The sequence below is a fragment of the Paraburkholderia sp. CNPSo 3274 genome (genome assembly GCF_024206475.1).
In the GTDB taxonomy this organism is placed as follows: Bacteria; Pseudomonadota; Gammaproteobacteria; order Burkholderiales; family Burkholderiaceae; genus Paraburkholderia.
On sequence record NZ_JAMBPR010000001.1, the window covers coordinates 14,980 to 37,538 of the forward strand.

At 63.3% G+C, this 22,559-nt stretch carries 11 protein-coding genes; 3 read left to right on the forward strand and 8 right to left on the reverse strand.

Annotation, left to right across the window (positions count from 1 at the left end):
- Nucleotides 1-71: 71 nt before the first annotated feature.
- Nucleotides 72-1,676, forward strand: coding sequence for an AMP-binding protein (locus tag M3I54_RS00085; RefSeq protein WP_309249578.1), 1,605 nt, complete (start codon nt 72-74; stop codon nt 1,674-1,676).
- Nucleotides 1,677-1,919: 243 nt separating this feature from the next.
- Nucleotides 1,920-3,281, forward strand: coding sequence for an MFS transporter (locus M3I54_RS00090; protein ID WP_254332027.1), 1,362 nt, complete (start codon nt 1,920-1,922; stop codon nt 3,279-3,281).
- A gap of 20 nt (nt 3,282-3,301) precedes the next feature.
- Here the strand turns inward: M3I54_RS00090 and M3I54_RS00095 are convergent, their stop codons facing one another.
- On the reverse strand, nt 3,302-5,530 hold the full coding sequence (locus M3I54_RS00095) for an SLC26A/SulP transporter family protein (protein ID WP_254332030.1): 2,229 nt from the start codon (nt 5,528-5,530) through the stop codon (nt 3,302-3,304).
- Between the two features lie 186 nt (nt 5,531-5,716).
- Between M3I54_RS00095 and M3I54_RS00100 the strand changes: the two genes are divergently transcribed.
- The gene (locus tag M3I54_RS00100; RefSeq protein ID WP_254332032.1) at nt 5,717-9,031 is read left to right on the forward strand and encodes an adenylate/guanylate cyclase domain-containing protein; all 3,315 of its coding nucleotides are present in this window, start codon (nt 5,717-5,719) and stop codon (nt 9,029-9,031) included.
- A gap of 70 nt (nt 9,032-9,101) precedes the next feature.
- On the opposite strand, the gene M3I54_RS00105 is transcribed toward M3I54_RS00100, so the two are convergent.
- The 7 genes from M3I54_RS00105 to M3I54_RS00140 form a co-directional block, all read right to left on the reverse strand.
- Nucleotides 9,102-9,851 (reverse strand): DUF899 domain-containing protein, encoded by a 750-nt coding sequence (locus M3I54_RS00105; RefSeq protein WP_375542069.1) that lies wholly within the window; start codon nt 9,849-9,851, stop codon nt 9,102-9,104.
- 844 nt (nt 9,852-10,695) lie between these two features.
- Nucleotides 10,696-11,979 (reverse strand): DUF4157 domain-containing protein, encoded by a 1,284-nt coding sequence (locus M3I54_RS44730; RefSeq protein WP_302058774.1) that lies wholly within the window; start codon nt 11,977-11,979, stop codon nt 10,696-10,698.
- 297 nt (nt 11,980-12,276) lie between these two features.
- Complete coding sequence (locus M3I54_RS00120; protein WP_254332034.1) at nt 12,277-13,485, reverse strand: DUF4157 domain-containing protein; 1,209 nt, start codon at nt 13,483-13,485, stop codon at nt 12,277-12,279.
- Between the two features lie 479 nt (nt 13,486-13,964).
- Nucleotides 13,965-16,223, reverse strand: a complete 2,259-nt coding sequence (locus M3I54_RS00125; protein WP_309249579.1) for a DUF4157 domain-containing protein — start codon at nt 16,221-16,223, stop codon at nt 13,965-13,967.
- 194 nt (nt 16,224-16,417) lie between these two features.
- Nucleotides 16,418-17,320 carry a DUF6734 family protein gene (locus M3I54_RS00130; RefSeq protein ID WP_254332036.1) on the reverse strand — a complete coding sequence of 301 codons (903 nt, stop codon included), beginning with the start codon at nt 17,318-17,320 and terminating at the stop codon, nt 16,418-16,420.
- Between the two features lie 47 nt (nt 17,321-17,367).
- Nucleotides 17,368-20,133 carry a DUF6519 domain-containing protein gene (locus M3I54_RS00135; RefSeq protein ID WP_254332037.1) on the reverse strand — a complete coding sequence of 922 codons (2,766 nt, stop codon included), beginning with the start codon at nt 20,131-20,133 and terminating at the stop codon, nt 17,368-17,370.
- 47 nt (nt 20,134-20,180) lie between these two features.
- Nucleotides 20,181-22,550: a hypothetical protein gene (locus M3I54_RS00140; RefSeq protein ID WP_254332038.1), complete on the reverse strand. Its 2,370-nt coding sequence runs from the start codon at nt 22,548-22,550 to the stop codon at nt 20,181-20,183.
- Nucleotides 22,551-22,559 lie beyond the last annotated feature (9 nt).

The window sequence follows — 22,559 nt, forward strand, 5'->3', positions numbered from 1 at the left end:
CAAACTTGCCTTGGCTTTCGCAATACCCCGCTGGCGTTGCGGCGGACATCGATCTCGACGACTACTCCTCGATGGCAGCCCTGCTGGAACAGGCCGTCGCACGCTTCGGCGACAGGGTCGCCTTTCATCAGTTCGGCGTGAATCTCACCTATCGCGAGCTGGAAGAGCACTCCGCGCGCCTGGCCGCCTATTTCCAGAAAGACCTTGGGCTGAAGCCCGGCGACCGCATCGCGCTAATGTTGCCGAACTGCCTGCAACACCCCATCGCGATGTTTGCCGCACTCCGGGCTGGGCTCACCGTGGTCAACGTCAACCCGCTCTACACCGCGCCGGAATTGGCGAATCTATTCAAGGATTCCGGTGCGCGTGCGATCGTGGTCATGGAGGTTTCCGCAGCCACCCTCGAGCAGGCGCTCGTCCATATCGCCATTGAGCATGTGATCGTCGCGCGCGTGGCGGAGATGCAGAGCTTCCCGAAATCCATCCTTGTCGACTACGTCGTACGAAAAAAGAAAAAGCTCGTCCCGCACTGGACGATTGCCGGTGCGATCGCCTTCAGGACCGCCATGACCGCGCGCCCGGCCGCGGACTTCACGAGGACGGCGCTGAACCGCGAGACACGAGCATTCCTGCAATACACCGGCGGCACGACCGGCCAGCCCAAAGGGGCCGTGTTGACGCATGGCAACGTAGTCGCGGACGTGCTGATATTTGCCGCGTGGCTCAAGCCGGTGTTCCAGGCGAGCGGCGAAATCACGCTCGTCGCGCTGCCGCTGTACCACGTGGCTGCCCTGGTGTGCCAATGCCTCGTCTCGCTTCATCTGGGAACCCGCTGCGTTCTGGTGATGAACCCGCGCGACATTCCCGCCCTCGTGAAGGACTTTGCCACGCACCGGCCAACCGTGTTCGGCGGCCTCAACACGCTATTTACCGCGCTGATGAACAACGAGGCCTTTGGCGCGCTCGACTTCTCCGCGTTGCGCAGCACCTTCGGAGGCGGTACCGCGACCCAGCCGGCCGTTGCCGAACGCTGGCAGAAACTCACCGGCACCCCGGTGGTGGAAGTCTACGGGCTTTCGGAAGCCGCCGGCGCGGTGACGGCCAATCCCGTCACGCAGACGGCCTTCGAAGGCACGATCGGCGTGCCGCTGCCTTCCATGCGCATTGAAATCCGCGACGAAAGCGGCGCGACCGTACGTGCAGGTATGCCGGGCGAAATCTTTGTTGCGGGGCCCGTCGTCATGCAAGGCTACTTCAACCGGCCGGAGGAAACGGCGCAGGCGATCGGCACCGATGGCTTTTTCGCGACCGGCGATATCGGGATCATGGACGAGCGCGGTGTAATCAGGATTGTCGACCGCAAGCGGGACATGATCCTGGTCTCCGGTTTCAACGTCTATCCAAACGAGGTGGAGGGCGTGCTCTTCCGGCATCCCGGCATTCTGGAGGTCGCGGTCGTCGGTCTGGCAGATTCGCAATCTGGCGAGACGCCTGTTGCCTTCGTGGTGAAAAAGGAAGCGGGGCTGACCGAGTCGGAAGTCATCGAGTTTGCGCGCACGAGCCTCACCGCCTACAAAGTGCCGAAGCAGGTGGTCTTCGTGAACGATCTGCCGAAAACACCGGTTGGAAAAGTGCTGCGGCGACAATTGCGAGACCGGCTGGTGAACCCAATCTGACGTCCTCCGCCGCCGAAAAAACCATTCGAAAACCGACGTTATCTTGCCATCGCGCGATAACACAACCTGATGTCGCTTCCAGCGCTTCACCATGTCGCCTGCGTTCTAGGAGCGACATTTATGGTCGCGTTAACTGTGCGAACCATCACCGTGCGACTTCAGCGTTAAACCGCTCGCCTCGAATGGCTTGGCCAATCAGGGTGATACGCACGCCTTATTCAACGCACAAGAGACGGCCAGAGAATGAAAGCGTATCAGCCAAACGTGGACCCAAAGACGCTTCGCAAGGTGATCATTGCCGCTGCGGTAGGCAATTTTGTCGAATGGTTCGACTTCGCCGTTTACGGATTTCTGGCAACACTGCTGACGCACCAATTCTTTCCGAATGGCGACCCGGCAATCGCGTTGATGAAGACCTTCGCGGTTTTCGCCGTCGCTTTTGCATTCAGACCGCTCGGCGGCGTCTTCTTCGGCGTGGTGGGAGACCGGGTAGGCCGCAAGAAAACGCTCGCACTGACCATTTTGATCATGGCAGGCGCAACAACGGTCATCGGCTTCCTGCCGACCTACGCATCGGTCGGCATGCTCGCCCCCTTGCTGCTCGCGATCGTCCGATGCGTGCAAGGTTTTTCCGCCGGCGGGGAGTACGCAGGCGCCTGCGCGTATCTGATGGAACATGCACCGAAGCACCAGCGCGCGCGCTACGGAAGCTTCCTTCCGGTCTCCACGTTCCTGTCGTTCGCGAGCGCCGCCGTGGTGGCATCCGGACTGGACGCCGCGTTATCGGCAGAGGCGATGAGCAGTTGGGGCTGGAGAATCCCGTTCATCGCTGCGGCGCCTATCGGCCTGGTCGGACTGTATCTGCGCACGCGCCTTGGCGAAACCCCATCGTTTGCTGCCGTCGAACACGATCACGACCTGGCTCACGCCCCACTGCGCGAAACGCTCAAGACCCACGCAAGCGCGATTGTGCGTCTGGGTGCCTTTGTGTCCGTGACTGCGCTCTCCTTCTATACCTTTACGACCTACTTTGCCACGTATCTTCAGGTTGTCGGTCATCTGAGCCGGTCCACTGCGTTATTGGTGACGGTCATCGCACTGATATTCGCCGCCGCAATCTGCCCGCTTGCCGGTCTCTACTCGGACGCAGTGGGAAGACGAAAAACCGTTTTCACGGCATGCGCCATCCTGATCGCCGCTGTTTACCCTTCTTTCGTGCTGGGAGGGTCTGGGCACTTTCATTCCGCGATTGCTGGCGCATGCCTGCTTGCGCTCGGCGCGGTCTTGTCGGGCGTAGTCACGGCGGCACTGCTCTCCGAAGTCTTCCCGACCCGGACTCGTTATACCGCTTCGGCGATCACCTACAACCTCGCCTATACGATCTTTGGCGGTACGGCGCCGCTCGTCGCCACCTGGCTGATCGAGACGACGGGTAACAGCATCTCGCCCGCTTTCTACCTCATCGCCGTCTCGCTGCTGGCACTGGTTGGCGGTATATCCTTGCCGGAAACGTCGCGGATATCGCTTGATGATCACCCGCATGAAGGTGTGACGGAACACATTGCGGCGCGAGGTCTGCAAGACGCACCGCACAATTCAGTCTGACGCGAGCCCTCGTCCACCACTCAGTAAGCCGCGCGCAGCGCCTCCGTGGCAAGGGCAAGGCGCGACGCAATGACTTTCACCAGAAAGCGATGAAACTGCTGGGCGGCTGCGGGGTCGTCCTGCTCGAGCGCAACGAGCGCGGCCAGCGACAGCCTGCGCACCCGCGTCGGCACCTCGGCGAACACGTCCGCGCTGCGCGGCTGCTGCGTGTACACGGCCATTTCCCCTATGACCGTGCCCGGGAGGCAGGCGCGCACCCGCACCGACCGCCCGTTTCCGAGCGGCAGCGAAACGGCGACCCGCCCGCGCTCGATGATGTACAGCGCGTCGCCCGGGTCCCCGCGATGGAACAGCGCCTCGCCCGCTTGCAGATCCTGCACGTCGAGCCAGGTGGAGAGCGTGTTCAGCGCGCCGGCCGTGAAATGCGGCGCGAGCAACGCGTTAAGGTCGGCACCGGGCTTCGGCGCGAGCGCGCCTGGCGCGAGCAGTTTGTCCTCTACCCATTCCAGGCCCGCATCGAGCGTGTCAAATTCACGAATCCGCAGATTGAGCGTGCCGGTTTTCGTCAGCAGATCGCGCGAGCGCGGCGGCAGCGCGGTCAGGATCAAGTCCGCGTCCATCGCCGCACAGAGCTGCCGCAGCTTGACGAAGCTGATCGATACCGACGCGTCTATGCCCTGGGTCGACGCAAAATCAAGTACGACGAATCGAACCAGCCCCGGCCCGCGCGCGGCGAGGCGTTCTCGTATGCGCTGGAGGATCGAATTGGCCGTGCCGAAAAAGAGAAACCCTTGCAGGCACATGCCGCACACCTGTGCGCCGAGTCCGCGCAGCGCTTCGGTCTCCTCGATATTGCGCTCGACATTCGAAGTCCGGGTGCGAAGGTCGAACTCCATGCGTATGCAACTCACGCGCCCGTAGAGCAGCGTGAACATCACGCACGCGGCAATCACACCTGCGCCCACGCCGATGAGCACGCCCCAGGCGGCGATCGTGCCGAGAATCACGGGCACGAGCAGGTACTCGTACCAGGCGAGCTTCGCCCAGGCGCCGACAACCCAGTGCACGATGAGGCGCAGCCCCATGAACAACTGGAGGCCGACGAGCACCGGCACGGGAAAGAGCGCGACGAAACCGGGCGACGCAGCCAGCACGACGAGGCACGCGAGCGATGCGAACACGCCTGCCATCCGGCTCGTCGCGCCAACGCGCGCGTTGAGCATCGAGCGATTGAACGACTGGTAGCCGACCATGCCGCCCAACAGCCCGCTTGCGAGATTGGCGAGGCCCGCGGCCCGCATCTCGCGATTGAGATCGACTTCCTCGCCCGTCGCCGCGCCCATTGCCGTCGAATTCATCAGGATCGTGACCGCCGAAACCGTCGTGACCACGAGGCTCTCCGGTAGGTGTGCGGCGATCGCCGTCCAGTCGATGCCACCTTGCCCGAGCTGCGCACTCAAGTGCAGCTCGGGCAGCCCGGTGAGCCGCAGCGCCACGCGCGGCAGCAGCAGCCCCATGGCGCGCGCTTCGTCGATCGACAGGCCCGCGGCGCGCAGCAGAACGTAGAAAAGCACGATGCCGAAGGCCAGCGTGAGCGGCAGCGCTGCAACGTGCTTCCAGCTGCGCATCAGGAAAGTGGCCAGCACGCCTACGACGAGCGCAGGCAGCCATGCGAGCCAGTGAAGATGCGTCAGCAGCGCGAGCGTGTGCCATTGCAGGGACTCGCCCGTCATGACGCGAAACGCGCCGGCGAGCAGCAGATAGCCCGTGCCGGCGAGAAACCCGCCGAGGACCGGGTAAGGCAGAAACTGCAGCGAGCGGCTGCGCTTCGAGGAACCGATCGCGTAGAGCACGATGCCCGTCACGATCGAACAAAGCGCGATTGCGATCAGCACGGTGAGCAGGAGCGTCTGCGAGGAACCGCCGTCCGCACGTACGCTGCTCGCGACGCCTGCCGCCACGCCCGCGAGAAACGCCGCCGCATTGCTGTCGGGGCCGCCGATGTTCAGGCGCATCGAACTCGTCAAGGCAATCACAAGCGCCGTGACGACACAGCTGACGAGCGCGGTGGGCACGCCGAGCATGGCGTAGCGGGCAAGATCGGCGCTGAAGATCATCGTGCCGAGGCTCATCGCGTAGCACAGCATGACGAGCGCCGATACTGCGCCGGCCGCCAGATCGCCGGGCAGCGCCGCGACGCGCGAGCGCGGTGGGACGTCGGCTACGGTAACGGTCTTGCCCGGCTTCACGTGAATTCCCGGTGCAATGCGCGAGGCGCGATGGGGAGCGATCCAGTATCCGTCCGCGGTCGAAAGCCTGTCAAACGCCGTACGCGGCCCGTGGCGCGCGCCTACACTGGATATTCACCGGCACGATCCCCGACGGGCTCGGGGCGGTTCGCATCAGGCAACCGGCATGGGATCCAGGCGGCGAACATGGATATTGAGCAATGGCTGCACGCCCTGGGACTTGAGCAGTACGCGCAGGCGTTCGCGGCAAACGATATCGATCTCTCGCTGCTCGCGCAGCTGACCGACGCGGATCTGAGGGAACTCGGGGTCCAGTCGCTCGGCCACCGCAAACGCATCCTCGCTGCCGCCGCGCCGAACCTTGCGGCAGCGGCTTCGCCAGCGGCGCAAGCGCCGAGCGCACCCACCGCGCTGGACATCCCCGCGGACGAACGCAGGCAGGTCACCATCCTGTTTGCCGATCTCTGCGGCTTCACCGCGCTCTCGCGTACGCTCGATCCAGAGGAGGTGCGAGCGCTGATCGGCCGCTTCACGGCGCTCGTCGACGGTATCGTGCTCGCCTGGGGCGGCACGACCGACAGACATATCGGCGACGCGGTGATGGCGCTATTCGGCGCGCCTCGCGCGCACGAGACGGACACGCTGCGCGCGGCTCGCGCGGCGCTCGACATCCATGAGGCGCTGACGTCGCTGAGCGCGCAGGCGGCGCGGACGTTGCAGGCGCATATCGGCATCGCGAGCGGCGAGGTCGTCGCCGGCGCGCTCGGCTGCGTCGACGCGCGGGACTACACCGTGACCGGTAATCCGGTGAACCTGGCCGCACGGCTCCAGGTCGCGGCGCCGGCCGGCGAGACCTGGCTTTCCGATGACGTGGCGCGCGCGCTCGGCGACGCCGCCGTCTGCGACGCGCTCGGCGAGCAGCGCTTCAAGGGCATCGACACGCCGGTGCGCGCATGGCGGCTGCGCGCGATTTCGAGCGACCCGGCGAGCGAATCGGCGAAGGCGAGTCAGAGCCTTTTCGTCGGACGCGAGGCCGAACTCGAGCAGTTTCACGGTATCGTCCGCGCGTGTGTCGCGCGGCGGGCCGGCCACATCGTCCATGTGCGCGGCGAAGCGGGCATCGGCAAGACGCGTCTCGTCGACGAGATGCGCCGCTACGCGCAGTCGCAGGGCTTCGAGATCCATCGGGGCCTCGTGCTCGATTTCGGCGTAGGCAAGGGGCAGGATCCCGTGCACACGATCGCCGGCAGCCTGCTCGGCCTGCCGGCCGGCGCGTCGAGCGACGCGCGGCTGGCCGCCGCCGCGCGGCTCGCCGCCGAAGGCATCGTCGAGGCCGGGCAGCACGCATTTCTCCACGACCTCCTCGACCTGCCGCTCGCGCACGAGTGGCGGACCCTCTACGACGCCATGGACCACGGCGCGCGCAAGCGCGGCAAGCAGGCGCTCGCCGCGAGACTGACCGGCGACGCCTGCAGGCGGGCTGCAACGCTGATCGTCGTAGAAGACCTGCATTGGGCCGAGCCCGAAGTGCTCGACTATCTATCGGCCTTCGCCTCGGGCATCGCGAACGGTCCGGGCCTCCTCGTGACGACCTCGCGCGTGGACGGCGATCCGATCGATGCGACGTGGCGCGCGCGCTGCCGGGACACCTCGTTCGCGACGATCGACCTCGGGCCATTGCGCGAGGACGAGGCACTGAGCCTCGCAGGCAACTTCATCGACGCGACGCAGCGTGTCGCGCTCGCCTGCATCGAGCGCGCGGGCGGCAACCCGCTGTTCCTCGAGCAGCTCTTGCGCAATGCCGAGGAAGGCAGCGGCAACGGCGTGCCTGGCTCGATCCGCAGCCTCGTGCTCGCGCGGATGGACCGGCTCGCGCCGCGCGACCGCCTGGCCTTCCAGGCGGCCTCCGTGATCGGGCAGCGTTTCGGCATCGCGTTGTTGCGGCGGCTCATCGACGACCCCGGCTACGTCTGCGACGGCCTGCTCGCCAACGCGCTCGTGCTGCCGGAGGGCGAAGAATTCCTGTTCGCTCATGCGCTGATCCAGGAGAGCGCCTATTCGACGCTGCTGCGCGCGCGTCGCCGCGAGCTGCACCGCGGCGCGGCCGACTGGTTCGCGCACGGCGACCCCACACTGCACGCCCAGCATCTCGACCGTGCCGAGGACGAGCGCGCGCCGCAGGCCTACCTGGCCGCCGCGCTCGCGCAGCGCTCGGCCCACCTGCTCGAAGCCGCGCTGCGCCTCGCCGAGCGGGGCCTCGAGATCGCGCAGACAGAGGCGGACCGCCACACCCTGAGTTGTTGCAAGGGCGAGCTCCAGCGCGACCTCGGCGACATCGCGGGATCGATCGCTACCTGGCGCGCGGCGCTGGCGGCCGCCCCCGACGACGCCAGTCTGTGCCGCTGCCAGCTCGGGCTCGCGGAAGGCCTGCGAGTGAGCGAAGGTCTCGACGAAGCGCTGGACCTGCTCGAGGCTGCGCAGCGGATCGCGGAGCGCGACGACCGGGTGGCCGAGCTCGCGAGCCTTCACTACCTGCGCGGCAACATCTACTTTCCGCTCGGAAAGATCGATGCCTGCAGCACCGAGCACGAACGCGGGCTCGACTATGCGCGGCGCCTCGGCCTGCCGGAGGCCGAGGCCCGGGCGCTAGGCGGCCTTGCCGATGCCGCGTACGCGCAAGGGCGGATGCGCACCGCATTCCGCCATTTCAGCGATTGCGTGGCGTTGAGCCGCGAACACGGGTGCGGCCGGATCGAAGTCGCCAATCGTTCGATGCAGGGCTTCAGCCGCATTTATCTGAACGACCCGCTGCAGGCGCGCGAAGACGCCGTTGCCGCCGTGCGCGCCGCCGAGCTGATCGGGCAGCCGCGCGCGCAATTGCTAGGCGAGACGCTCGGCGTATTCGCCCGCTACGAGCTAGGCGATATGCAGGGCATGCAGGTCCATCTGGAGCAGGAAAAGCGCGTGATCCGGCAACTGGGCGCGCGCCGGTTCGAAGCGCAGAACCTGGAAATGCAGGCACGTGTATGGCTCGCCAACGGATCCCGCGGCGAAGCCGTCGAAGCGCTGCGCGAGGCGCTGGCGATCTCGCGCGAAGTGGGCACGCAGTTCTGCGCGCCGAAGACGCTGGGCGCCCTCGCCCGCGCGGTCGACGAGAATGACGAGCGGACACGCCTCCTGGCAGAAGGCGAGGAGCTCCTGCGCCTCGGCGCGGTCGGCCACAACCATCTCTGGTTCTACCGCGACGCGATCGAAGCGATGCTATCGGCCCGCGATCCGGCCGGCGTGCTGCGCTATGTGAGCGCGCTGGAGGACTACACGCGGCGCGAACCGCTGCCCTGGGCCGACCTGTTTGCGGCGCGCGGACGCGCGCTCGCGCGCGCCCTGCAGGCGCCCCCGGACGAAGCCGCGCGATGCGAGCTCGCGCGCGTGCGAACCGTGCTGCTGCAGGCTGGCTTCCAGCAATACCTGGCCGCGGTCGATGCAGCGCTTGCCGCTTGAGGCATACGCCTCGCCGCGGCAGACGCAACCCGATGCGCGACTCTTGCCCGCCGGGCAGAACCGGTCTGGCTCAAGGCGTTCCGTTCGTGTGCTGGTTCCGGAACGCAGCCTCGCCTGCGTCCGACACCTCGACCCACTTCTTGTCGGGCGGCGCGTCTGCGGTGTAGCTGTCGTGCCAGTTCCACCACTTGTAGGTTGGGGTCTGGGGATATCCCTCGGGCGAGTCCTCCCAGACCTCCTGGCGACCCAGCGGCGTCATGTCGAGGTAGTTCCAGGTGCCCCCCATTTGCTCATCGCCGCGGTTGTTGATGAAGTAGGTGCGCAATACGCGCTCGCCGTCGCGGTAGAACACGTTCGTGCCGTGCCACTCGTCCACACCGAAGTCGGCGTCGAAGCTGTCCGTGAGCGTGAACCACGGTATCTCCCAGCCCATTCGCGCCTTCAGTCGCGCGATGTCGGCCTGAGGCGCACGCGAGACGAAGACGAGGGTGGTGTCACGGGCGTTCAGATGGGCGACGTGGGCGACCTGGTCGGCCACCATGGAGCAGCCCCGGCAGGCATGGTCGGGCCAGCCGAACACGCCCGGTTCGAAAAAAGCGCGGTAGACGATCAGTTGACGCCGACCGTCGAACAGGTTCGGCAGGCTGACCTTGCCCGCAGCCCCCTCGAATGCATATGCCTTCTCCACCGCCATCCAGGGCATTCGGCGGCGCTCGGCGGCCAGGGCGTCTCGGGCACGGGTCAGCGCCTTTTCTTTCACAAGCAACTGCTGGCGCGCTGCCTCCCACGCCTCGGATGAGACGACCGGTGGTGTGAGCATGGCAGGCTGTCCGCCTTTCCTTCCGTTTTCGGCTGATGGACTCATGGTTTTTGCGACCTCCTGAATTGGGCAAATTCCTGCGGCGCGATTGCGTCCGCTACGCGTCGCCTGTTGTGTGACGTGAGGTAGTTTGGCCCCGGAAATCGCAGGTTGGGAGTAACAAGTGTGGCGGTATTTCGATGGTGTTGCCGAGTGCGGACGCCGCGCCCGGCCCAGCTTGCTGTGCGCCCATACCCCATATTTGCGCACATTAAAGTCTGCGGGAAAAAATGGCTCTTAAGCTCGTTGTTTCGTTGCTGTTACTGCTGCAATGAATCGGCAAAGTCTGCGGGAGCGGCTCGCGAGTCCCTAACTGTCAAAATCTCGGGAACATAAAGTGTGCGGGAAGCCCGCCCTGCGGGCGTTACACTAGCACCACTGCAAAGGGTCAAATAGTGCTTGAGCTGCGGCGCAACAATTCACTATGCGTCCAAGTCAAGTATGGGATGTATCCGATTTGGAGCCGGTCCTCGGTCTCCGCGATGAACCATTGCGACGGCCGCAACCTCAGTCCCCGGCACGCATCTACGCAATCAATTTCGCCAGTCAATTGCCAAGAACTATTAAAACGACAACCCGATGCGAGCCGAGTGAACTGTTTAACTGGGCAGCAAGGCACAACGCGAACGCCTCCCGTACCCACGATGCGTGGCGACGTATTCGATGATGCATCAGTGAAAACGCGAAGAATTCGAATTCGCAAGGCACCGGCGGCGATACGAGACGGATATTTGCCTGAAAGCAAGAGACTAATACGCCGACTGACACTCGGAGTGCAGCGCGACTTCAAGGCACGATTGCCTCTTCACTCTACAAACGGAAGAGGTAACCCCGTCGATTCGAGTACTGATTTAATCTTTTCCACCGCCTGCCTCGTGTACTCCTTCGCCATCACGTCCTTTACGGCTTGCGGACAAGCATTTCCCACACAAAACGGCACCGCTCCCTTCTCGCCCGTCAGCATACGCACTTTTAAAAAGACCGCGTTATCAAGAGTCTTGATACAACCGCTACTCACGGCATCACTGGGGTTGCCACCATGGAGATAGAAGCCATCGCGATGCACAACTCCGCCCGCGGGCGTCGCGACGTCGGCAGAACCTTCGATCTTGATACGCATCGGCCCCCAACAATCCTGCGGCGTGAAGCACGTTCGGGTCGGATCCGTTGGTGTCGGGCAAGACACATTGCAATAGTGAGCACCGCTGCAGGGGCTTGGATCGGTACTCGTGATCTCCTGATAACCGGAACTGATCGCACGTGCACCGCAAACTCCGCTTTGAAGCGAAGCAACCGTTGGGCGTTGAACTCCAGGATGGATGACATAGTTGCCTGTGGGGGTCGGCCCGATCGAAGGCTCCCATTCACCGTGCCCCGGATGGCCCGAAACCGCGGGCCCGGTGAATATCAGACTACCCGCTTTGATGACGAATAAGCTTCCGCTCTGTCCACCTGTGTACGCCACGGCGTCATCCTTATGGCGGTGCAATCGTGCCACGTCGGTGTGGCTGGTGATATGCGGCCGACGCCCTGTCATCACGGCGTCGGCCGCGGCATCCGCCTCTTGTTCAGTTGGCGCACCCTCACCCGTCACGGGCGTTTCATCCTGCATGTTCAAAACATTCGTCGACTGCTGCATGACATGCGCCAATTCATGCGCGAGGAGTCGTGTCCCGGTGTTCGTCGCAGGGGCGTAGCGTCCATGTGCGAACGCCACATGATTCCCAACTGTGTAGGCCTGTGCACTGAGTGTTCGTGCAGATTCTGCCGCCTGGGTATCTGTATGCACCCGTACCTGGCTGAAGTCATGTCCAAAGCGCGGTTCCATGAAGCCACGGACAGCCAGATCGAGGGGTCGGCCAGGTGTACGCAGCACTTCGTGGACGATAGGCGGGACGACGGAGGGTAAGGTGTGAGTGAGCGAGCGTCGCTGCAACCACCTCTCGCTACATTTCGTACATGCGGCGCTCGATCCAGCCCCTTCGACGTGGGTACATTTGCGCGCTGGCGGGCGAGTTAGCGCTCGCGTCGAGGAGGGAAGCGGCTCCCGTGCTGCTGGTTTATACCTTTGCGGAGCGGCAATCTTCATGCCTAGTCTCAGTTTTCGGAACGAGTGAGCCGACACGCGGATGGACGATACGCTTGCGTCTCAACTTCCATCGGGTACTTGCGCAATCGGGGTTCGGAACTGGAGCCGATAACTCAATTCGGTGGTCACGACAGCGGGATTAGCTAAGCCTATGCCCTATTGGGCTTGAGCGCAAACCGGTGGCGGCGAATGGCGCTTCACTCTTTGCATGAATAAATCTTTCGACCATCACATCTGGATTAAATATTGGCTTGCCTGAGTCATATCTTTTCTTCAATGACTGCGGCGTGGGTCGGGCTATGGGAGCGCCGTTTTTTCGACTCTTCCGGTTGTGACGTTTATTTTCGAGCCGTCGGCGCCCGTGACGTCTTCAGCCTTGAAGTTTCGCGTGATCCGAAACTTGCCGGTCGTCGCTTGCGTGCGATCGCACTTGTAAATCTGATCGCAAATGGCAGTGCAGGAGTTTTTGCCGGTCCCCTCTAAAATGCTGCTCGGCCCCTTCGTTTTATGCTCGTCCAGGAAGGCCGTTGGGCCGCTTCCGAATCTGTTGATGTCGAGGCAGATGCTCGAGGAGCAAGGCGGCGAATTGAGCAGCGCTATGGCCGCCGCGGGGCAGGTATTCGACACCTCCGTCAACTCCTCCTTCATGCAATGGCCCGTGTGGTCGGGTCCCGGGCCAACGTTCATGGTCGCCTTCGCGCTCAGGTAGGTTCTGAACTTCGCCTGGTCTGCCGATGACTGATCTGCAAAATTGCGGTGAGAGACGGTCCCTAGCGACACGCTGTTCGGACAAGGAGCTTGGGATACCTGTGGCACATCCGCAGCAATCGGGTCGTCAGGTGCATCCAGCGGCTGCCTGCGTACAAGCCCGGCACTTTCTTGAACTGGCGTCGGCCCCGCCCCTCCAAAGACCCGCTTGTTCTGTTGGAGCGTGTGGACGAGTTCATGCGCCAACAGCTTCCCTGGGTGCGGCTGGGATTGCCCTTCGCCGAAATAAATGTCTTGCCCGATTGCAAACGCCTTGGCATGCAGGTCCCGGTTCAACTCGGCGGCTGTCCTATCGGCGTGTATCCGCACGCGGGAAAAGTCGTGCCCTAGCCGAGGTTCGAAGAACCGCCGCAATGACGGCGCCAGAGGCTCGCCTTGGCCACAAGTGGCATCACGCATGCTCATAGCTTGTTGCGAAACGGCACGCCGCCCGCTGGCACGGGGACTTGCGTCTACCTCTCGCCGCACAGTTAAACCGTCCACGTCTTTGTAGCCCTCCTCATCCTCATCGGCTCCGGCCGGATCGTCTGCCTGCCTCCGCACTTGCACGCTGTCGAGGGCTGTGGCCTGTTCTTCTTCGGCGCAAGCCGCGCATTTGCGAGCGATCTTTGGGGGGCCCGCGCCAATGGAAAGCGCTGGATGAGGCATTCGCATCACCAGTTCAGCGACGCGGTCGGCTTCATGCTCCAGCGGGTCATTAACCGCTCCGACAACGAGCTCGCACTGAATAGTGCCCAACTTTGCGCTGGAAGCGGTTGGTCGAGGCCGGCGTAGCTGATTCGGACGCCCAAGTGTGCTCGCCGGACTCGCAGGAGGTTTCATCTGTGCCCTGGCGTACTGGTGTGCAAACATGATCGGGACCTCCTTAATCTAAACTGGCAAGGCGAATGAGGAACTCCAACTCACAGGCATTCGCGTCGACAAATCAGCGACGGTTTGTCTCGTCTTCGAGCGGATTCTCACCATGGCTCGCAATGAGTTTCGGCCAATGGTCTTTGCCGCGTCAAGAATGTGTTCCGTCGATCAAGATTCCTTAACTCTTGGCGATTGATGACCCGGATCCCAATTGACGGCTGCCAACGCTCCGCACACATCTAGTCCGTTTTTCCGGTATCTCATATGAGCCAGATGATCCAGATCCGGCTTCCACCGAAGCACACGTTCTAGCCGCATGCACAATTCAGTCCGTCGATCTTATTCCATCGACCCATTCAAACCTATGGCCAATTTCTAATCTCCGTCTGGCCGGCCCGCGAACTCGATACCTGATTTGCGTCGAATTCAGCGGCCAGCTGATTCCGGGTATATTCCTGATCACCCCCTGATGGACGCCTGATATGCATGGATTGCATGAAACTGGATCCGCAAGGCGCTCTTCCATCCTTCCGGTAGAAGTCCACAGCGTAGTCGTGCCAGCCGACGTAATCTGTTTTCCAATAATTACCGGGTTCGACAGTCCACGGCGGACCACCGCTGACTTTGTTGTAAGGATATATTGCCGAATAGTTATACCAGCAAGAGTCTGTTCCGCCACCCGGGTCTGTTTCGAAGACCTCGCAACCAGAAAAATCTGTTGTCAGCGGCAGTAGCTGTTGCCTCCACATGCCTATCGTTGCGTAATCAGGATCGGTTCCCCAGCCAATCCACGATGTAAGCTCGCCAGTTGGCGTTTCCGTGTCGCAAACCGACTTTTTCTCTTTCTTGTCTCGATCCCTCGGTGCGGTCGAACTATCACTCGATAGCGTACCTGCGGCAGCACCCGCCGTCAAAATCGCTGCTTGAGGTATGGACGACGCGGAACTGCTAATACTGATAACCGCCTGACTCGCCTGCAATGCTGGCGCAGTAACGGTTGCGGGCGCTTCCTGCATGACCACTCGCAGAACTTGTACTCCGCGGGTGGCCCCGCTCGCAGTCTCCACTGCAGCAGGTGCGGCTTCAATGGCGGTGATCTCTCCGGTAAGGACCGCACCTTCTCCCGCTGTCGCGATCCCCGAAGCGGTCGCAAGACCGGCCGCTACTCTAATAATCACAGGCGCTCCCACTCGAGCTATTGCGGGAGCGGCGACCGCGACGAGTTCAGGCACCACGATAACTGCTATCACCCCCACGGCGAGCGCGCCGACGACTACTCCGATGATAACAGCGTCCTCCGCGGTGAAAAGCGGTGCTGTAGCCTGCGTGTTCGGCGTAGTGCCAAGGAAATCGGTAACGTCCTTTTGCTGCTCAGGAGGCAGGGCTGCGAATGCCTCGCCCTGAGCCGGTGGCCACCCTTTCTGTGTAATCGTCGTACGCTCAGCAACCGCCGCGATGCCCACTTCAATCCGCGGGAGATCAACCCCGATCGCATCGTTAGTGTGGTCCCTCAGCACCTGGAGCTCGCTCAAGTTCTTGAGTTCATCGAGCGTGGCCAGGATATCGAACATTGCCAGGGAATTCAGAATGCGGAATGCCTCCGGAAAGTCACCGATCTCGATGCCACCCGACGCCTCGGGATTGCGGCTATTTAATGCGTGAATGATCGCTTTACTCGCGGGGCGCCCGGCACGATCCTCGAGACTTGCCGTTGGATCCGCACCCGCATCGGCGATATCCGTCGCGTCATCGGCCTGACGAAGGACCTTAGGAATCGATGCGCGCTGCTGAATAGTGTGAGTGAGCTCATGCGCCAAGAGGAGTCGGCCGGATCTGCTGCCTGGATCATACCGACCAGTCGCGAACACGATATCCGATCCGGTCGTGTAAGCGGAAGCGCCGATCGATCGCGCAGACTTAGCTGCGCGATCGTTGGTGTGCACCCGAACGCGTGAAAAGTCGTGCCCGAACCGGGGCTCGAGATAGGCTCGCACCGTGGGATCCAACGGCTGCCCCGCCGACGTTAGCACGTCTTGCACTGAGGTGAGAGCATCGACAGTTCCACTCGCTGGCGCAGTCGATGGTCGCATTTGGAGCTTTTTCTCGGCATCTTCCTCGCAAGCTGCGCACTTTCGCATTGTCCGCACGGGCGATGAAGTGACTTGCCCATGCCAATCCGGCATCCGTATCACTTCATCAGCGACGCGGTCAGCCTCGCGTTCCAAGGGGTCGTCGACTGATCCGATCGCGAGCTTCGGTTGCATCGCCGACTGATGGCCTTTCCTCGAGGATGGTTGCGCTGGGAGTGTTGATCCAAGGTTGGACGGCACGATCTTTGCGATAGCCCATGAGGTGCCGCGGGGTGTGGCCCGGGACGGCGCATTGTGTCCATCCCTTTCTTGCTCTTGCCCATTGATGGGAGTGCTCGCCTCCGCTCCAGTCCCTCGCTGAAACAGCGAGAGGGGTGTGCGGACGTCGATCGCGCGGTGAAGAAAGCCTACCTGTTCCGCTGGACGATGGCCAAGTCGATGCTTCGCGAGAGCGTGTCGCCAGGTGGCCATTGCGGCTGTTGGCTTTTGCGCGGACGTCGTCTGCGGCCTGCCGATCTTCGAAGCAAACATGATTGCTGCCTCCGAAACACATCGCGATTTTCTCGGTCATCGCGAATCTATCGAACGGAACCTGACGACGGTTCTACTTCTCCGCTGAATGCAAGCGACACGTCGCAGTGGCGCCGTCCGACGTCTCCCCACGCGCTCGACACTCCGATTGCCGACAAATACGTTCATGCCTGTTCGACAATCCAACCCACCCACTATCCCGCCCCCACTTTCGCGATCTCTCGACAGCGCGAGAGGTACCCTGGAAAATCGCGCCGCACGCGCGCCTCGATGCGCGCCCCAACCGCCGGATGACGCTTCGCGCCGCTCTGCAAATGCGTATAGCCTGCTTGCGCAGCTCGCGCCTGATTGCAGGCATCATCCCAAGAGGCGAAGACGTACCCCGGGCGCACGTGGTGGAACGGCGAGTCGGGACTGTGCCGGTGATACTCGATGCACGCCGCCAACACGTATTGCTCGACCATCATGTTGTGGACCCAGGTGTTGGCTTGCCTGAGCCATCCCTGCTCGTTCTCGGGACGCAACGCCGCCGATCTGGCAAGGTTTGCGTAATAACTCAGAAACCGCACATCCGAGCCGCCGCAAATTCCGCAATTCTCCGAACGCTGATGCGGCCCCCGCGCGTGTGTCCAAAGCCATTCTTCGGGAAGAATGCCCCCCGTCTCCCGCATCGCCGCTTCCACCGCATCGAGCTGATAGCAACCGTCGTTCTCGGAAAAATACTCCGGATGCTGGGCAATCACCGGTTCTTCCTCGAGCCAGCGCGGCAGGCGCTTCCACATGAATACATCCGTGTCGATATGCACGAATGGTTCGCTTTGCAACGCATAGGCGACGAGCTTGCCAACCGCCCACCAACGCGTATCGATGTCGGCGAGCCCTTCCAGCGCGGTCGATACGCTCGCGAACGGCAAGCCGAGTTGCTCGACGAGCAGCCTTTTTCCAGCGATATCGGTGACGAGCAGCGTGTCGGGGTAGTGCCTGCGCGCGACGTTGACTGAGATCACCCATGCGAGCAGGTGGTGATATTCGCTCAGCCATGCACCCTTGTAGAAGTTGTCGAACGGACGGCTCCAGAACGACCAGACAGCGCGCATGATTTCATCCTTGATGTCGAACATTTCGCGCGGGCTTCGCGATGGGCTCAACCCACCTTGAGCGTGAGCGACTGAGTCGAAATCTGACCGCCCGAGTCCGTCAGCGAAGCGACGATCGTCGGCGGGCTCGCCTTCAGTTGCCCGATCACGATGACCCGCACGATGAACGTTTGGCTCGTCGTTCCCGCACTCACCACCACGGAAGACGGCAACGATACGTATTGTTCGTATCCGCCTGCGTTGCTGACCGAGAGCTGCACCGTGGTGTCAAACAGCGGTGGATACAGGAGTGTGACCTGACAGGTCGTACTTTCACCCATCAACGTGGCGCGGAACACCGGGTCGACGATTTGCGTGAATTCGTCGGGCTGGCTGGCGAGCGTGAATGTGTTCACGCTCGCAGCCGCAGTCGCGAGATTGCCGGCTACGCTCGGTGCAGCGGCACCAGCAGCAGCGGTGCCTGATGCAACCGTGGTCGCCGCAGCGGGCGCGGTGCTCGCCGCTGCGCCCGCGGGAGTCGGTGCGAGCGCGTTGCGCACCGCCGCCCCGACCTCCGTCAAGGGCGTGGTCAGCGGCGTGATCGGCGTCGTACCGGCCGCTGGCGCGACCGCCGGCGTATTGGCTGCGACGGTGAGCGACACGATCTCGAGAGGCGGCACGAGTGTGAACCAGCTTTCGAAGTCGCTGCATTGCGCGCCCTCGCCCGACGGCAAGACGAGATCGATACGCGGCGTCTTACCGTCCAGCGCCGTGCCCGGCTGACCGAGCGCACGGCCGTCGAGGTACAAGGTCTGCGCGCCCGACGGCGCGAAGATGAACCGTCCCTTGAGCGTCACACGGATGCGTACGAACAGGCTGCTTCGGGCCAGTTCGAGCAGATCGGAATACCAGACCACGTAGGGCATCGTGGGTGGCATCCATTGGAAAACTGGCGTGGCGGCCTGCTGCGTAACGGTCCCACTGATTTCGAGCACAGGGGTCGCAAACAGCAGCGAGCCCGCCCAGTTCGACTGGAGCTCGCGTTTGTCGAGCTTGCTGATAGGCACGTTCGCTTCGACGATAAAGTTCGCCGATGTCAACGCTACGCTCGGCGCTGTGTCGAATGCAACCAGTAGGCCTTTTTGAAGTAACTGCGCGACAGTATAGATCCCGTCGTTCGGCCAATTGATCTTCGTCACGTGCAGCGCAGGCACGGCAGCAGCGGGCGCAAGGTCGACGAGCGGATAAAAGAGCCGCCTGCACGGTTCGATCACCAATTGCCGGTTGGCAATGTTAATACAGGCAAGCGGCGCGCGGTGTATCGTCGTTTGGTGCGGCGGCTGGAAGCGCGAGGCATCGCTGTCAGCAGGTGGCCACTCGACATTGCCCGTCGCCGTGCGCGCCGGTATCAGCCAGTAGTCTCCCGCCGTGTAGGTCCCCGTGGTCGAAAAGCAGATCTGAATACCGTTTTCCAGATCGATCCAGTTGCCCGCCGACAGCGGGACGCCGTCGGACGATGCCGCAGATGTGAACTGATCCCAGCGACGCAGCTTGGCATGACCCGCCACTACGTCGAGATCGATCGGCAACGCGTCGGCGTCCGCGTCGAACGTCACTTTCAGGTCGGTGGTGTCGATGCTTTCGATCTGCCGCAACTGTCCGGGTTGGTTCGGCACGAGACCGAACTCGTTGCTGTCGTCGATCAGTTCGACCCACTGTGTGGGCGAAAAGCCAAGATTCGCGTCTGGGCCGAGGCTATCCACGTGGACCGAGCCCGCGCTTGTCGACACGACAGAGGTCACGACCGATCCGTTGTCGCGCGACCACTTGAACGTGGCGACGTCCGCTGTCCCGCCGTGATGAATCTCCACCCGATACAACTGGTTCTCCAGACCACGATAACCCGCCGAAGGCACCGGCAAGCAGGGGCTCGCGGCCGCGTCGGCGCTGCCCGTGAGCACGCCCATCTTGCCAGGCGCAACGGGCGTGGGCGCGGGCGCCATCTGTTCGCAGCATGAAAGCGCCGGCGTCGTGGCCGATGAGCTGCCGTCCGATGTCTGCACCGTGGCGCTCTGCGTGCCGACCGGCCCCGAAGTACCGACCGTTCCCTCGGACGAGCCGAGCCCCGCGGCGTTATCGATCAGCGATGTGTTGGTGGCCCGCGACGTGATAGCACTCAGATTCAACGACCGGTTGGACGCGGCGCTGAGCGCGCTAGTCGCCGCCGCGCTCAGGTTGGGGATACGGTTGGTCAGCTTGAGGCGGCTGAACGTCGAGCTGTTGATGCTCGACCCGGCGGGAGCGGGCGTCGTCGTAGGCGAACCCTCGGCGAAGACCGGCTCTGCCACGACCCGCCAGACGGTCTGCAGGCGATCGGTGGTGTCGGCTTCGCCGAGCGCGACCTCCTTGATGCCGGGGTCGTCGATCGGCGTGACGACGCGCTGCCACACCTCCAGATAGACCTGGAGCGCGCTCAAGGTGCCCTGGCGCAACGCCGTGAGCATACTGGCAATACCCGTCGCACCGAGCAGATATAGCTGCGTGGTGTAGTCGCCCGGTGCGGGGTTCTCGCAGAGCAGTCCGTCGACGTAATAGCGGCCCGCCGAAAACGTCAGCGACGACTGGTCAGCAGTCAGCTCGATGTCAAAACCCGCATGATCGATCGGCGCTCCCGACTGTCCGATGATGTCGATGGTCTCGGTCTTGCGCAGGTGCTCGTCGATCGCGCGTTGTTCGTTCGCGTCGGAATCGAGTTCGACCCGGCCTTGCTGGGTCAGGACCGACGTATAGTGCCTCGCGCGGTTGAAACGAAGCCGACTGAAATCGCCCTTCATGGTGTTCCCCTTCGAAGTCGCTCCGGTCACGGCGGACCGGCGGCGATTCAGATCAGATGTGCGCCAATGCCCACGTAACCCTGAGTCAGATCGTCGTCGACATCGCGTTCGTCGATCGCCGTGCAAGCGTCCGGGGTGCCGGACACCCGCAATGCGGGCGCGGCGCCGAATGGATAGCCGTAGTAAGCGAACCCGGCACGCGGGCGTCGCCGCTCGCCACGCGAGGGGATCAGGAAGATGCCCGCCTCGAGCGCGAACGGCAGATATTCTCCAAGCCGCGTGAACAGGTTCGTGACCGCCTGCGTTTCGTCGAGCGTGTGATAGACGCCGAGTTGGCCCTCGTCGTCGGCACCCTGCCAGATCGCAATCGGACAGTCGCCGGATAGGAGCCCGTAGGAAGGCCGCCCGAAACGCAGCGACACGAAGTGCGGCATCAACGTGCCCTCCTGCTGCGGCTCGCCCTGCACGCACTCGTAGTGGCGCGGCAGGAGCGCCAGCGCGGGCAGATAACAAAACCGCACACATCCCGCCTGCCTGCGGGTGCACCAGAGTGCCGCGCGCCAGCTTCCGGACAGTCGCGCATGCGCAAGAAAGATCGAGTTGGACGCGAGTTCCATCATGTACGTGTGCACCTTGCCGATCACCGTACTGTCCTCGACGTGCAGCGTCGCGCCCTCGCCCAGCCCGTCGAGGCCCGCGAACGCCACGCCATGGGGTGAGGTCGCATCGACAATCGACGAACAGATCCGCACGATGCTGGCTGCCGGCGTAACGAGCAGCGGCCCGCTGATGGCGTTGACGAGGCAGACAGTCGCGCCCGGCGAACTCACGACGATCGACGGCTCTCCCGGACGGAGCGGCTCGTTGTCGCGGGCAATGCCACGACCCGGCACGAGCGTCGAGTCGACGATGCGCAGCGTCAGCGCGCCACACGACACGGTCACACCACCTGCGAGCTGCACGCCACTCAGGCACAGTTCGCCCGCAGTGGTCGCGTCGCTCGCACCGCCCATGGCGTCGATATCGCCGAAGAGCGTCGCCCGGCTGCCCGTGAAGCCAGGTACGAACGCCTGATTCGCGTCGACATGCGACTCGCCCGCGACGATCCAGAGCTGACAGCCCGCGCCGATCTTCACCGCCCGCGCGCCGCTCAGATCGATGTGCGCCGTGTACATGTCGAGCAGCACGATACGACCCGTGCGCACCGCGGACGGCAGCGTGTTCCATAGCGCGACCGCGTCGTCGAGGCTGTCGGCCGTGGGCACGCCGGACGGCGTCGCGTCACCGACCACGATCGTCCAGTCGAAACCGTCTTCAGGCATTGCGAGATTCGGTGTACGGTCGTAACTGCCTCCGCCGACGTGAGCCGGAAAGCCGTAGCAATAGTCGAGTTTCACATCGGCGGGTGCGGCGTCGGCCGATGAAAACGCGATTCGCCCGAGTACCGGATCGAGCGCGACGCGGCCGGCGGGCGGCGCGGGCCACCTGTCCAGCGCATCGCTCGCGAGGTCGCACACGCAGATATCGCACAGCGGCACGGGCACGCCATCGCGGATGATCCGCACGCTCTTGCCGGTGTCGTCGAGACTGCCGTACAACGTCGCGGGCGCGTCGAAGAACTCGCGCCGGCCGATCGGCTGCGGCACATTCAGGCGCGTGGAAAGCGCGGCGAACAGCGTGATGCCGGAAGGCTGATTAAAGAGCGGCATGTCGTTGCCGAGCGGGCTGAACATGAAGCGGTGCTCGTCGATCCGGAACGCAGGCTGGTTGCGAACCGGGAAGGCCTGCCAGCGCCACAGGAACGCGCCGGCCTCCGGTATGTTGTAGCGTCCAGCGCCATGCAGCAAGACGTCGAGCGGCGCGTTGTCGGGCACATCGGCGGACGCCGCGCTCGAGTCGCTCATCCGTGCCCGCGGTGCGATGCGCCGCACGTCGATCGTGCGGTTCGAGTCGTCGAACGGCATGGCCGCGGCACTGACGTTTTCCAGCGCGGTCCCACGCCGCAAGTTCAGCGTGCTGGCGTGGCGAGGGCGCACATGATGCATGCTCTCTGCCGTGATGAGTCTTCTGAAATACTCGACGACGTGTGTCGGCCGTCCCGTCACATCGCGTCCAATCTGTTCGAGCGCGACGAGCGTACCCTTGCGTCGCCGATAGCCGATCGTATCCGCGACTTCGGAGCGCGACGCGGGCGTGATCGCCTGCCAGCCGACGAGATCGCCGATATACGGAATCACCCACGGAGAACAGGTCTCGATGAAGGCGTCGTCATAAAGGCCGTCGAGGTCGTTCTGCAGCACGGCCACCTGCTCGCAGATCACGCCGATCAGACTCTTCAGCGGCTCGCCGGCCGCGGCGTCGCGAGTGCGGAAGATCGCCGGCAGCAGCGCATAGACTTCTTCGACTCCGAGACTCATGACGGCTCC